Origin of the sequence: Luteimonas aestuarii, assembly GCF_004357985.1 — a bacterium.
Lineage (GTDB): Bacteria > Pseudomonadota > Gammaproteobacteria > Xanthomonadales > Xanthomonadaceae > Luteimonas > Luteimonas aestuarii.
Window position 1 is genome coordinate 1 of record NZ_SMTF01000027.1, and the last position, 12754, is coordinate 12754.

Sequence of the window (12754 nt, forward strand, 5' to 3'; positions counted from 1 at the left end):
TGGGGTGGGGGCGCTCAGGTCGCCATGCCAATAGTCCAGCGAGCGGCGACGGAATCGTCCTCCCGCGATTAACACCATGATTGACAGCGGCCACCACCATGCGCATGATTGATGCGCATTCGATGGAGGCCGCGCATGCGCATTCGCGAGGACTACGCCGGCTACGGCAAGCGGGCGACCAACGTGAGCATCAACCAGGGCCTGCTGGAAGAGGCCAGGGCGCTGGAGATCAACCTGTCCGCCACGCTGGAGCGCGCGCTGGAAGCGGAAGTGCGTGCGCGCAAGCGCGAGCAGTGGCTGGCCGAGAACCGCGAAGCGATCGACGCGTACAACGACCATGTGCGCGGGCACGGCGTGTTCAGCCCGATGTTCCGCAAGCGCTGATGCAGCAGTTCTGCGTCTATCGCAACCGCAATGCCGCCACGCGGTCCGCGTACCCGCTGCTGCTCAATGTGCAGTGCGACCTGATGTCGGAAACCGGGACGCGGGTCGTGGTGCCCTTGGTGCCGGTCAATCGCGGAATGCCATCCATGCCGCTGTTGGCGCCCACGCTTTCCATCAAGGGCAAGCCGCACGTTCTGGCGACGCCGCTGCTGGCAGGCGTCGAACTCGCCGACCTGGGCACGCTTGAAGACGATCTTTCCGATGCGCGCGCCGAAATCATGGCCGCGCTCGATCTGCTGGTTTCCGGAATCTGACATGACCGACACCCTCCGCATCGCGATGGCCCAGTTCGATTTCCCGGTGGGCGACGTGGCCGGCAACACCACGCGTATCGCGGCCATGATCGCCGAGGCGCGCGACGAGTACGGCGCCGACGTCGTGCTGTTCCCGGAAACGGCGATCAGCGGCTATCCGCCCGAAGACCTGCTGATGCGGCCGTCGTTCCTGTCCGATTGCGAGGACGCGCTGCGCGAGGTGGCGAAGGCGGCGACGGGCATCGTGGCGGTGGTGGGCTGGCCGGAGTCGGCGGGCAGCATCCTCTACAACTCGGCCAGCGTGCTGCGCGACGGCAAGGTGGACGTGACCTACCGCAAGCGCGAGTTGCCGAACTACAACGTGTTCGACGAGCGCCGGTACTTCCATGTCGATCCCGATGGCGGGTCGTGCGTGTTCGACGTCAAGGGCGTGCCGGTGGGCCTGGTGATCTGCGAGGACCTGTGGTTCCCGGAACCGTTGGCCGATACCGCGAAACAGGGCGCGCAGCTGGTGCTGGTGCCCAATGCCTCGCCGTTCGAGCGCGGCAAGCATGCGCAGCGCGACGCACTGCTGGCGCTGCGCACCAGGGAGGCCGGCGTGGCGCTGGCCTATCTCAACGTGGTCGGCGGGCAGGACGCGCTGGTGTTCGACGGCGCATCGGTCGTCGCCGACGCCGACGGCACGGTGCATCCGGCCGCCGCCGCGTTCACCGACCAGTGGCTGGTGGTGGACTACGACGTGGCGACGCGCAAGTTCATGCCGGTGGAGTGGATGGACGACGGCGACGAGAGCATGGACGCGCTGGCGTGGCGCGCGATCGTGCGTGGCATCCGCGACTACTGCGGCAAGAACGGATTCACCAATGTGTGGCTGGGGTTGTCGGGCGGCATCGACTCGTCGATCGTGATGGCGCTGGCGGTGGATGCGCTGGGCGCGGGCAACGTCACCGCGGTGCGGATGCCGTCGCGCTACACCGCGAACCTGTCGAACGACCTGGCGCAGGAACAATGCGATGCCGTGGGCGTGCGGCTGCTCACCTTGCCGATCGAGGCGCCATTCGAGGGTTTCCTCGGGACGCTGGCGGAGACGTTCGCAGGCCAGGCGCCAGACGTGACCGAGGAAAACCTGCAGTCGCGCACGCGCGGGGCGCTGATGATGGCGCTGTCCAACAAGTTCGGCGGCCTGCTGCTGACCACCGGCAACAAGAGCGAGTACGCGGTGGGGTACGCGACCATCTACGGCGACATGTGCGGCGGCTATGCGCCGATCAAGGACCTGTACAAGACCGAGGTGTACGGCCTGGCGAAATGGCGCAACACCGTGGGCGGTGCGCCGGTGATCCCGCCCGGCGTGATCGTGCGGGCACCCTCGGCGGAACTGCGCGAGAACCAGGTCGACCAGGATTCGCTGCCGCCGTACGACGTGCTGGACGGCATCCTGTATCGCTACGTGGACCTGGAGCAGTCGCGCGACGACGTGGTGGGCGCGGGCTACGACGCCGCCACCGTCGATCGCGTGCTGCGGCTGGTGCGCACCAGCGAGTGGAAGCGCCACCAGGCCGCGCCGGGGCCGAAGGTGTCGCGGCGCGCGTTCGGGCGCGAGCGGCGTTACCCGATCAGCAATCGCTATCCGGCGTAGCGCGGTCGCATCCCACGCCCTGCGCTCGCGGCAGCGTCCGCGCCATGGCCGCGTCGCTGGGCATAATGCGCGTTGATCGCAAGACACAGGGCAGGGGTCGCATGGCGAAGAAGACGAAGGCAGCGCGCCACCAACCGCAGGCGCGCAAGCCGGGCGAGAGCACGGTGGCACACGCGGGCAAACAGCAGCCGCGGGCATCGCGTGTCGATATCGCGCTGCGCGTGCTGACGGCGCTGGGCGTGTTGCTGACGGCCTACCTCACGTGGGTGGCCTCGAGCGGAGGCGGCGCCGCGTTCTGCACCGAGGGGTCGGCCTGCGACGTGGTGCAGTCCAGCCAATGGTCGCGGCTGCTGGGCGCGCCGATCGCGCTGTGGGGCCTGGGCCTGTACGCGGTGTTGGCGTGGCTGGCATGGCGGCCGGGATCGCGCGTGCTGCGCTGGCGGCGGATGTGGCGGCTGTCGTTCCTGGGGCTGGCGATCAGCGTGTACCTGACGCTGGCCGGCTGGGTCGCGCTGCAGGCGCTGTGCGGCTGGTGCCTGCTGTCGCTGGCGACCATGGCGGCGATCTTCATCGTGCTGCAGGCCACCCGTCCCGACGGCGCACCCGGCGTGCGCATGTCCAGTTGGCTGCTGGGCAACGGGCTGATCGCGCTGGGCCTGCTGGCGGTGCTGCACGTGTCCGCCAGCGGCTTGATGGAGCGCCGCGGCGACCCGCGCCTGCACGGACTGGCCGAGCACCTAGAACGCAGCGGTGTGAAGTACTACGGCGCGTCGTGGTGCGCCAACTGCCGCGAGCAGACGCGCAAGTTCGCGGGCGCCGCCGGCAAGCTGCCGTACGTGGAGTGTTCGCCCAACGGCCGCACAGGTGGCGTGGCGTTCGAGTGTGTCAGCGAACGCATCAGCGGCTATCCGACGTGGGTGATCGGTGGCCGGCATTACGTCGAGGTGATCGAACCCGAGCGGCTGGCGGCGATGACCGGCTACGACTGGGATGGATCGCGCGGGGAGTGAGGATGGTCCCGGTGCGTGGTGTGGTTCGATGCGGCTGTTGGCCCCCACCCCAGCCCTCCCCCGTAAACGGGGGAGGGAGCAAAGCGGCGCGTCTTCGGGCGCTTCGCCAGGTGACATCGGACCAAGGCACCAGCAATCGAGCTTCGGCAACTGCCCCTCCCCCGTTTACGGGGGAGGGCTGGGGTGGCGGCAGCCGACGCCGGGATGCAGAAACGCCGCCCAGTGGGCGGCGTTTCGCGTCAAGCATCCATCAGGCGCCGGTCAGTCGCGATCGCTGTCGATCGGGGACTTCTCGCCGGCGAACGGGTTGAGGCGGCGGATCGTCCACGGGTAGTCGGGCCACTTGCCGGTCAGGTATGGATGGTCCGGCTCGTTCTGCTGCAGCACGCGGCGGGCGTCGGCGGCCAGCGTCTGGTTGCCCAGCTCCGAGTAGGCAGCGGCGAGGATCGCCACTGCATCGTTCTGGTATTCGCTCTGCGGGTAGGTTTCCAGCAGGTAGGTGGCGCGGCTGGCGGCGGCCACGTAGGCGTCGCGGCGCATGTAGTACAGGGCCACGTCGGCCTCGTGCCGGGCGAACATGTTGCGCAGCGCGACCATGCGCTGGCGCGAATCGGCGGCGTAGCGGCTGTTGGGGAAGTACTCGATCAGGCGCGCGAAATCGCTGTAGGCCTGGTTGGGCGTGGCCAGGTCGCGGCGGCTGGCATCGAGGCTCCACACGCGCTGCAGGAACACCGTGTCGCGGTTGGAGTTGACCAGCCCGCGCAGGTAGTACATGTAGGCGGTGTTGCGATGCGTGGGGTAGGTGCGCAGGAAGCGGTCGATGGTGGAGATCGCTTCCTCGTTGTTGCCCATCTTGAACTGGGCATAGGCCGTCTCGACCAGCGCCTGCTCGGTATACGGGCCGTACGGGTACTGCGCCACCAGGCGGCGGAAGGTCACCTGCGCCGAGTTCCAGTTGCCGTTGCGCATGGCGTTGTGGCCGCGGTCGTAGAGTTCCTCGACCGGGACGCCTTCGTTCACGTCGTCCCGCTTGCCGAACCAGCCCTTCATGGTGGAGCAGCCGGTGGCGGTGAATACGACGACCAGCAGCAGCAGGACGAGGCGGGTGAGGGCGGTGTGGCGTGGGGTCATGGGCAAGCGGCGCTGGAGAGGCACAGAGGCGCGATAATACCAGTCCCCGCCGGAGCCCCGCGGCCCGCGCCTGAACCCGAGCCTGCCGGCCGAGGACCCCCCAAGACGTGACCATGACGACCCCCGATTCCCCCGAGCGCCGCGAGGCCGTGGTGCCTGCCGAGGCGGCCGGCCGCCGCTTCGACGCGGTGCTGGCCGAACTGTTCCCGGAGTTCTCGCGCTCGCGGCTGGCCGCCTGGGTGAAATCCGGCGACCTGCTGCTGGACGGCCGCCAGGTGCGCCCGCGCGACCCCGTGCACGGCGGCGAGCAGGTCACGCTGGCGGTAGTGCTGGACGAGCGCACCGACGCCGAGCCGCAGGACATCCCGCTCGACGTGCTGCATGAGGATGCCGACGTCTTCGTGATCAACAAGCCGGCCGGGCTGGTGGTGCATCCTGGGGCGGGCAATGCCGACGGCACCCTGGTCAACGCGCTGCTGTACCGGGATGCCTCGCTGTCGGCCTTGCCGCGCGCGGGCGTGGTGCATCGCCTCGACAAGGACACCAGTGGCGTCATGGTGGTGGCGCGCACCCTGCAGGCGCAGACCGCGCTGGTCGAGCAGCTGTCCGCGCGCGCCGTGCATCGCCAGTACCTGGCCGTGGTGGTGGGGCCGATGGTGTCGGGCGGCAGCGTCAACGCCGCCATCGACCGTCATCCGCGCGACCGCATCCGCATGGCGGTGCGCGACGACGGCCGCGACGCGGTGACGCATTACCGGCTGCGCGAACGCTTCCGCGCGCACACCGCGCTGGAGTGCCGGCTCGAGACCGGCCGCACCCACCAGATCCGCGTGCACATGGCGCACCTCAAGCACGCCATCGTTGGTGATCCGCTGTACGGCGGCCCGCTGAAGTTGCCCAAGGGCGCGTCGGAAGGCCTGGTCGCGACGCTGCGAGGGTTCAAGCGCCAGGCGCTGCATGCCGAGACGCTGGAGTTCACGCATCCCACTACCGGCGAGCCGGTGCGCTGCAGCGCGGCGGTACCCGACGACCTGCTGGCGCTGATGGCGGCGCTGCGCGAAGACAGCGCCGCGCATGCCGAGGCGGAGCGGTCGCGCCGGTGAGTGCACGGATCGACGCCGCGGCGCCCTTTCCGGCCAACGTGCGTGCGTTCACCACGCTGAGGCATGGCGCGGGCGCGTCGCAGGCGCCGTTCGATACGTTCAACCTCGGCAACTTCCGCGCGGCCGATGGAGATGATGCGGACGTGGTGGCCCGCAACCGGGCAGAACTGGTCGAACGATTCGGGTTGCCGTCGGCGCCGCATTGGCTGCACCAGGTGCATGGCATCGATGTGGTGCGGTTCGATGCGCCGGCCTTGCCCCCACCCCAGCCCTCCCCCGTGAACGGGGGAGGGGGCGAGAGCGGGCAAGACGAAAACCCCTGGCGCGTGATGCACCCTCCCCCGCTTGCGGGGGAGGGCTGGGGTGGGGGCGAGCCCGTCGCCGATGCCGCCGTCACCTCGGTGCCGGGCGTCGTGCTGGCGATCCTGACCGCAGATTGCCTGCCGGTGGTGTTCGCGTCGAAGTGCGGAGACGAAATCGCAGCCGCGCACGCCGGCTGGCCCGGCCTCTCGAAAGGGATGCTGGAAGCCACCCTCGCCGCGATGCGCACGTCCGCGTCCGACGTGCTGGCATGGATCGGTCCTGCCGCGGGGCCTTCGCGCTATGAAGTGGGTCGTGAGGTGTTCGATGCCTTCGTCGCGCACGATGCCGGTGCCGCCACGTGCTTCGTGCCGACGCGCGAAGGCCACTGGCTCGCCGACCTGCCCGCGTTGGCGCGCAGGCGGCTGGTGGCTGCGGGCATGTCGGCTGGGGACATCCGCGGTGGCGACCTGTGCACCCTGTCCGACCCCGCGCGGTTCTTTTCGCACCGTCGCGACGGTCGCAGCGGGCGCATGGCGACGATTGCGTGGCTGGCATGAGCACGGGCGGCGCACCCACGTTGTTCCAGCAGGCGCTGGGCGCGGCGTTCTTCCGCCTGCCCGAACCGCTGCGCCGCCTGCATGGCGTGCGCGGCCGCGCGCGCTACGCGGGCATCGCCACGATCGAGCGCGGGCGCAACCCGCTGGCGCGGCTGTGCGCGCGCGTCGCGGGACTGCCCGCGGCGGGCGAAGGCGTGGCGCTCACGGTCGATTTCATCGCCGATGCCAAGGCGGAAACCTGGCATCGCGATTTCGGCGGCCGCAGGATGACCACGCGCGTGGCGCTGCGCGATGGATTGCTGCGCGAGCGGGTGGGTCCGATGCAATTCCGCTATGCGCTGCATGCCAACGACGGCGCGATCTGGTGGACGGTGGCGGGTGCGCGCCTGTTCGGGCTGCTGCCGCTGCCGGCCGCGCTGTTCGATGGCGTGCGCTGCCGCGAGTTCGCCATCGACGAACGCTACGGCTTCCACGTGCAGGCCTCGCTGCCGCTGGCCGGTCGCATCGTGCGCTACAGCGGCTGGCTGGCGCCTGCCGACGCGGCTGACGACACCGCCGCAACGGCTGCCTCGTCGATAATGGCCGACCCGACTGGAGACAACGCCGATGGCCAACACGACTGAATTTTCCGATGTGCCGGGTGTCGCCGCGACGCGCGACGCGGAGACGCACGGATTCGTGTTCAACCACACCATGCTGCGGATCAAGGACCCGAAGGCGTCGCTGGATTTCTACACGCGCGTGCTGGGCTTCACCCTGGTACGCAAGAACGATTTCGCGGACGCGAAGTTCAGCCTGTACTTCCTGGCGATGGTGGACGATGCCGGTGCCATCCCCTCTGAACCTCGCGCGCGCAAGGCATGGATCGCCAGCCAGCCCGGCGTGCTGGAGCTGACCCACAACCACGGCACCGAGGCCGAGGAAGGCGCGGTCTACCACGACGGCAACAGCGACCCGCGCGGCTTCGGCCACATCTGCATCACCGTGCCCGACGTGGTGGCGGCCTGCGCGCGTTTCGAGGCGCTGGGCGTGCCGTTTCAGAAGCGGCTGAGCGACGGCCGCATGCGCGAGATCGCCTTCATCAAGGACCCGGACGGCTACTGGGTGGAAATCATCCAGCCGACGCCGCTGGACTGAGGGGCTGGCGCTGGCGGTTTGCCCCCACCCCAACCCTCCCCCGTAAACGGGGGAGGGAGTTGGGAGCAATGTGGATCGGCGATGGGCTTGGAAGCAACTTGAACCGGGGAGGGGTTGGAAGCAACTTGCTTTGCCGGCTCTTGCTCCCTCCCCCGCTTGCGGGGGAGGGCCGGGGTGGGGGCCAGCAGCCGCGAAGGACAACGATTCCGCTCTTGCATCCCCGCCATCCATCCGCATCTTGAACGCATCGCCGGCGCGGCCGGCCACTGACTTCGAGGCGGCTTCGAGCCGGACACCACCATGCGCATGGACAAACTCACCTCGCGTTTCCAGCAGGCGCTGGCCGACGCGCAGTCGCTGGCCGTGGGCCGCGACCACAACTTCATCGAACCCGTGCACCTGCTGGTGGCCTTGCTGGACCAGCAAGGCGGCGGCACGCGCCCGTTGCTGGCGCAGGCCGGGGTGAACGTGCCCCTGCTGCGCGAGCGGCTGGGCGAGGCGCTGGAGAAGCTGCCGAAGGTGACCGGCCAGGCCGGGCAACTGTCGGTCGGCAACGACCTGGCCCGCCTGCTCAACGTCACCGACAAGCTGGCGCAGCAGCGTGGCGATGCCTTCATCGCCAGCGAACTGTTCCTTTTGGCGGCGCTCGACGACGGCGGCGATGCCGGCAAGGCGCTCAAGGCCGCCGGTGCGACCAGGGACAGGCTGGAAGCGGCAATCGAGAAAGTGCGCGGCGGCGAGGCGGTGAAGGACGAGAACGCCGAGGAATCGCGCCAGGCGCTGGAGAAATACACCATCGACCTGACCGCGCGTGCCGAGGGCGGCAAGCTCGATCCGGTGATCGGCCGCGACGAGGAGATCCGCCGCACCGTGCAGGTGCTGCAGCGGCGGACCAAGAACAACCCGGTGCTGATCGGCGAGCCCGGCGTGGGCAAGACCGCCATCGTCGAAGGCCTGGCGCAACGCATCGTCAATGGCGAGGTGCCCGAAGGCCTGCGCGGCAAGCGCGTGCTGTCGCTGGACATGGGCGCGCTGATCGCCGGCGCCAAGTTCCGCGGCGAGTTCGAGGAGCGGCTGAAGGCCGTGCTCAATGACCTGGCCAAGAACGAGGGCCAGATCATCCTGTTCATCGACGAACTGCACACGATGGTGGGCGCGGGCAAGGCCGAAGGCGCGATGGACGCGGGCAACATGCTCAAGCCGGCGCTGGCGCGCGGCGAGCTGCACTGCATCGGCGCGACCACGCTGGACGAATACCGCAAGTACGTGGAGAAGGACGCCGCGCTGGAGCGCCGCTTCCAGAAGGTGTTCGTGGGCGAACCGAGCGTGGAGGACACCATCGCCATCCTGCGCGGGCTGAAGGAAAAGTACGCCGTGCACCATGGCGTGGAAATCACCGATCCCGCCATCGTTGCCGCCGCGACGCTCAGCCACCGCTACATCGCCGATCGCCAGCTGCCGGACAAGGCCATCGACCTGATGGACGAGGCGGCATCGCGCATCCGCATGGAGATCGACTCCAAGCCGGAGGAGTTGGATCGCAAGGAACGCCGGCTGATCCAGCTCAAGATCCAGCGCGAGGCGCTGAAGAAGGAGAAGGACGCCGAATCGAAGCAGCGTTTGGCCGATCTCGAAACCGAGATCGCCGCTCTGGAGCGCGAGTACAACGACCTCGAGGAAATCTGGAAGGCCGAAAAGGCGGCCGTACAGGGCGCGACGAAGATCAAGGAGCAGATCGAGGCGGCCAAGCTGCAGCTCGAATCCGCGCAGCGTGCGCAGGACTACGCGAAGATGAGCGAGATCCAGTACGGCACCCTGCCGGAACTGGAAAAGCAGCTGGCGGCCGCGCATGAAATCGACACCAAGGATTTCAAGCTGCTGCAGGATCGCGTGACGGCGGAAGAGATTGCCGAGGTCGTCGCGCGCTGGACCGGCATCCCGGTGTCCAAGATGCTGGAAGGCGAACGCGAGAAGCTGCTGAAGATGGAAGACGCGCTGCACGGCCGCGTGGTCGGGCAGGAAGAGGCGATCAAGGTCGTGTCCGATGCCGTGCGCCGCTCGCGCGCGGGCCTGTCCGATCCCAACCGCCCGTCCGGTTCGTTCCTGTTCCTGGGCCCCACCGGCGTGGGCAAGACCGAGTTGTGCAAGGCGCTGGCCGAGTTCCTGTTCGACAGTTCCGACGCGATGGTGCGCATCGACATGAGCGAGTTCATGGAGAAGCACGCGGTGTCGCGGCTGGTGGGCGCGCCCCCGGGTTATGTCGGATACGAGGAAGGCGGGTACCTGACCGAAGCCGTGCGCCGTCGCCCGTACAGCGTGATCCTGCTGGACGAGGTGGAGAAGGCGCATCCGGACGTGTTCAACATCCTGCTGCAGGTGCTCGACGACGGCCGCCTCACCGACGGCCAGGGCCGCACGGTCGACTTCCGCAACACCGTGATCGTGATGACGTCGAACCTCGGCAGCCAGATGATCCAGGAGTTGTCCGGCGACACGCCCGAGAGCTACACGCAGATGAAGGCCGCGGTGATGGGCGTGGTGCAGGCGCACTTCCGGCCCGAGTTCATCAACCGCCTCGACGACATCGTGGTGTTCCATCCGCTGGACAAGGCGCAGATCAAGGCGATCGCCCGCATCCAGATGGCGGGCCTGGAGAAGCGGCTGGCCGAACGCGGCTTGAAGATCGAGGTGTCCGACAAGGCGTTCGACTTGCTGGGCAATGTCGGTTTCGATCCGGTCTACGGCGCCCGTCCACTCAAGCGTGCGATCCAGCAACAGCTGGAGAACCCGCTGGCGCAGAAGATCCTTGCGGGCGAGTTTGCCAGCGGCGACACGATCCGCGTCGAGGCCGGGGGCGGGCACCTCGTGTTCGCGAAGGGCTGACCCGGATGCGTCCCTCCGGCTGCCCGGAGGGACGCTTGATGTCGCGTGCCCGTCGAGTCCGTTCGCACCGGTGCGGCGTGCGCAGTAAAGTCAGGCCTGCGGCCGCCTGCATCGGGTGGCGCGTCCACCGGGGAACGCATGGACACATCGCATCTGGCGAGCCATAGCACCGATTTGTTCTTCCATATCCGCGTGCTGATGGGGATCGTGGTGGGACTGGCGTTCACCCACCTGTTGCGCGGGCTTGCGCGGATGATCGAGGCGCCGGGCGAGCGCCGCGTGTACTGGGTCCACCTGGTGTGGGTGGCTTCGATGCTGCTGTTCCTGGTGCACTTCTGGTGGTGGGAATTCGGCCTGAGCGGCATCGTGCGCTGGCGCTTCGACATGTATGTCTTCATCACCGGCTATGCATTGCTGCTGTACCTGCTCTGCGCGCTGGTCCTGCCGGAGCGCATGGCCGACCACAGCGATTACCGGGATTATTTCTATTCCCGGCGCCGCTGGTTCTTCGGTGCGCTCGCCTTGGCGTACCTGGTCGATTTCGGTGATACGTGGATGAAGGGCGCTGCCTACTTCCACGCCTTCGGCAACGAGTACGTGGTTCGCAACATCGCCTATATCGTGGCCAGCCTGGTCGCGATCGCAACCAGGAATCCCGTGTACCACGGCACGTTCGCCGTGGCGGGCCTGCTTTACCAGTTGGCCTGGATCGCGCGCCAGTTCGAGACGCTGCGACAGGGCGCATGAGCGCGCGATGGCGCCAGGCCCGGCATGGCCGGCCCGCGCCTCATGCCTGCCGCTCGCGGGAATGCTGCGCTGCGGCGAGGAAAATGCGAAGTCGCGCAGCGTCTGCGCGTAAGCAGCGGTGCTAGTCTCCGGCTACCGCGCAATCGCGCCAATGGGGAAGACTGTCATGTACCGGATCGCATCTGCGTTCGTCGTGTTCGTGCTCGCATGTTCCTTCCATGCGCCGGTGCGCGCGGAAAACACCGTGGAGTGCCATTCGGTGCACTACCAGTACAACGAATGCTGGGCCGGGCCACTGAAGGCGCCGCAGCTGGTGCACCAGGTGTCCAACAGTTCCTGCATCGTCAACAGCACCTGGGGTTACAACCGTCGCAGTGGATACATCTGGGTGGCGCAAGGCTGCTCCGCGGTGTTCGCGGACGTGGAGGCCTACCACCACGGTCGTGGCGACACGTACGACGACGGCGCGCGCAGCTACAGCAACCGTGGGCACGACACCGGGGCGGTCGTGGCGGGCGTGGTGCTTGCAGCGCTGGTGGCGGGTGCCAGCGAGCACAAGGATCGCAGGCACACCACGTCGAACATCGACCACGACAGCAAGGGCCGCTACACCGGTTGCCACGGGGTGGGATGCACGGTGGACAATCCAGACCGGGCCGGGAACGACGGTATCGATACGCGTCCTTCGTTCGACCGCGACGGCAATCCGAATTTCGACACGCATGGCAACTGGCAGGGGTGCAATGGCATGGGCTGCCTCGTGGACAACCCGGATCGGTAAGCTCCGCTCCCTTGGCGTTCCGCGGAGCCGGTGGTCCTGCCGTGGCTCCGTGGCATCGCCAGGCGCAGGGTCAGTCGTTGGCGGAGGGTGCGCGGGGCGCGCGATAGGGCGGCGTGGCCATCACCATCTCCGCCAGCGAGAACGCCAGTTCGCGTTCGGCCAGCACGGCGGCATCCGCGCCATGTTCCAGCAGGTGCCGCACTTCGGCATCGCTATGGGCGCGGGCCAGCACGGTGATCGCGGGATTGATCGCCTTCAGGCGCGCCATCGCCTCGCCGGCCTCGAAGGCGTGCGGCATGGCGAAGATGGCCAGCTTGGCGCGCTCGGGCGCCGCTTCCAGCATGACCGGCTTGGCCGCGATGTTGCCGCGCACCGCATGCAGGCCGGCATCCCGTGCGGCAACCACCCGATCGGCGTCCTCCTCGACGACCACCAGCGGCACGCCGCGTTGTTGCAGCAGCGCGGCGAGCTGGCTGCCCACGCGCCCGTAGCCGACCAGCAAGGTATGGTCGGTGACGCTGTCGGGCACGGCGAATTGCGCGCGTTCGCGCATCGCCAGTGCATCGCTGGCGGCGACTTCGGCATCGTGGTGGACCGCCGCAAGCCGTGCCTCGCGTCGCGTCAGCCAGGAGAACAACAAGGGATTGACCACGATCGAGAGCAGCGAGCCGGCGAGGATCAGGTCGCGCCCGTCCTCCGGAAGCAGCGCAAGGCTGACGCCGAGACCGGCGAGGATGAAGGAGAACTCGCCGATCTGCGCAAGGC

At 68.3% G+C, this 12754-nt stretch carries 13 protein-coding genes; 11 read left to right on the forward strand and 2 right to left on the reverse strand.

Annotated elements, in window-relative coordinates; all coding sequences use genetic code 11:
- Positions 1-135 precede the first annotated feature (135 nt).
- The 4 genes from E2F46_RS17105 to E2F46_RS17120 all read left to right on the forward strand — a co-directional run bounded on the left by E2F46_RS17105 (position 136) and on the right by E2F46_RS17120 (position 3347).
- A complete protein-coding gene (locus E2F46_RS17105; RefSeq protein ID WP_133323795.1) occupies positions 136-384 on the forward strand; it encodes a type II toxin-antitoxin system CcdA family antitoxin in 249 nt (82 codons plus the stop codon).
- A complete protein-coding gene (locus E2F46_RS17110; protein WP_133323796.1) occupies positions 384-698 on the forward strand; it encodes a CcdB family protein in 315 nt (104 codons plus the stop codon). The genes E2F46_RS17105 and E2F46_RS17110 overlap by 1 nt, the downstream gene beginning before the upstream one ends.
- Position 699: 1 nt before the next feature.
- Complete coding sequence (locus E2F46_RS17115; protein ID WP_133323797.1) at positions 700-2337, forward strand: NAD+ synthase; 1638 nt, start codon at positions 700-702, stop codon at positions 2335-2337.
- 101 nt (positions 2338-2438) lie between these two features.
- Positions 2439-3347, forward strand: a complete 909-nt coding sequence (locus E2F46_RS17120) for a vitamin K epoxide reductase family protein (protein WP_133323798.1) — start codon at positions 2439-2441, stop codon at positions 3345-3347.
- 261 nt (positions 3348-3608) lie between these two features.
- On the opposite strand, the gene E2F46_RS17125 is transcribed toward E2F46_RS17120, so the two are convergent.
- Positions 3609-4478 (reverse strand): outer membrane protein assembly factor BamD, encoded by an 870-nt coding sequence (locus E2F46_RS17125; RefSeq protein WP_133323799.1) that lies wholly within the window; start codon positions 4476-4478, stop codon positions 3609-3611.
- Positions 4479-4591: 113 nt separating this feature from the next.
- Here E2F46_RS17125 and rluD point away from each other — a divergent pair, with 113 nt between their 5' ends.
- The 7 genes from rluD (at position 4592) to E2F46_RS17160 (ending at position 11989) form a co-directional block, all read left to right on the forward strand.
- Positions 4592-5581 carry a 23S rRNA pseudouridine(1911/1915/1917) synthase RluD gene (gene rluD / locus E2F46_RS17130; RefSeq protein ID WP_133323800.1) on the forward strand — a complete coding sequence of 330 codons (990 nt, stop codon included), beginning with the start codon at positions 4592-4594 and terminating at the stop codon, positions 5579-5581.
- 8 nt (positions 5582-5589) lie between these two features.
- Entirely contained in the window at positions 5590-6441 is an 852-nt protein-coding gene (gene pgeF, locus E2F46_RS17135; RefSeq protein ID WP_425599851.1) for a peptidoglycan editing factor PgeF, read from the forward strand.
- Positions 6438-7064, forward strand: a complete 627-nt coding sequence (locus tag E2F46_RS17140) for a DUF4166 domain-containing protein (RefSeq protein ID WP_133323802.1) — start codon at positions 6438-6440, stop codon at positions 7062-7064. Before pgeF ends, E2F46_RS17140 begins: the two co-directional genes overlap by 4 nt.
- Positions 7048-7578: a lactoylglutathione lyase gene (gene gloA, locus E2F46_RS17145; RefSeq protein ID WP_133323803.1), complete on the forward strand. Its 531-nt coding sequence runs from the start codon at positions 7048-7050 to the stop codon at positions 7576-7578. The genes E2F46_RS17140 and gloA overlap by 17 nt, the downstream gene beginning before the upstream one ends.
- 300 nt (positions 7579-7878) lie before the next feature.
- Complete coding sequence (clpB, locus tag E2F46_RS17150) at positions 7879-10461, forward strand: ATP-dependent chaperone ClpB (RefSeq protein WP_133323804.1); 2583 nt, start codon at positions 7879-7881, stop codon at positions 10459-10461.
- A gap of 138 nt (positions 10462-10599) precedes the next feature.
- Complete coding sequence (locus tag E2F46_RS17155) at positions 10600-11208, forward strand: hypothetical protein (RefSeq protein WP_133323805.1); 609 nt, start codon at positions 10600-10602, stop codon at positions 11206-11208.
- A gap of 151 nt (positions 11209-11359) precedes the next feature.
- Positions 11360-11989 carry a DUF3011 domain-containing protein gene (locus E2F46_RS17160; RefSeq protein WP_207949630.1) on the forward strand — a complete coding sequence of 210 codons (630 nt, stop codon included), beginning with the start codon at positions 11360-11362 and terminating at the stop codon, positions 11987-11989.
- 70 nt (positions 11990-12059) lie between these two features.
- Here the strand turns inward: E2F46_RS17160 and E2F46_RS17165 are convergent.
- A partial coding sequence (locus tag E2F46_RS17165) for an NAD-binding protein (protein WP_207949631.1) occupies positions 12060-12754 on the reverse strand: 695 nt, incomplete at its 5' end.

Excerpts from the sequence above, each read along its gene's own strand:
- E2F46_RS17110 (WP_133323796.1), top strand. The coding sequence starts at position 384 with ATGCAGCAGTTCTGCGTCTATCGCAACCGCAATGCCGCCACGCGGTCC.
- clpB (WP_133323804.1), top strand. The coding sequence starts at position 7,879 with ATGCGCATGGACAAACTCACCTCGCGTTTCCAGCAGGCGCTGGCCGAC.
- E2F46_RS17155 (WP_133323805.1), top strand. The coding sequence starts at position 10,600 with ATGGACACATCGCATCTGGCGAGCCATAGCACCGATTTGTTCTTCCAT.
- E2F46_RS17105 (WP_133323795.1), top strand. The coding sequence starts at position 136 with ATGCGCATTCGCGAGGACTACGCCGGCTACGGCAAGCGGGCGACCAAC.
- gloA (WP_133323803.1), top strand. The coding sequence starts at position 7,048 with ATGGCCAACACGACTGAATTTTCCGATGTGCCGGGTGTCGCCGCGACG.
- E2F46_RS17160 (WP_207949630.1), top strand. The coding sequence starts at position 11,360 with ATGGGGAAGACTGTCATGTACCGGATCGCATCTGCGTTCGTCGTGTTC.
- rluD (WP_133323800.1), top strand. The coding sequence starts at position 4,592 with ATGACGACCCCCGATTCCCCCGAGCGCCGCGAGGCCGTGGTGCCTGCC.
- E2F46_RS17140 (WP_133323802.1), top strand. The coding sequence starts at position 6,438 with ATGAGCACGGGCGGCGCACCCACGTTGTTCCAGCAGGCGCTGGGCGCG.
- E2F46_RS17125 (WP_133323799.1), bottom strand. The coding sequence starts at position 4,478 with ATGACCCCACGCCACACCGCCCTCACCCGCCTCGTCCTGCTGCTGCTG.
- E2F46_RS17115 (WP_133323797.1), top strand. The coding sequence starts at position 700 with ATGACCGACACCCTCCGCATCGCGATGGCCCAGTTCGATTTCCCGGTG.
- E2F46_RS17120 (WP_133323798.1), top strand. The coding sequence starts at position 2,439 with ATGGCGAAGAAGACGAAGGCAGCGCGCCACCAACCGCAGGCGCGCAAG.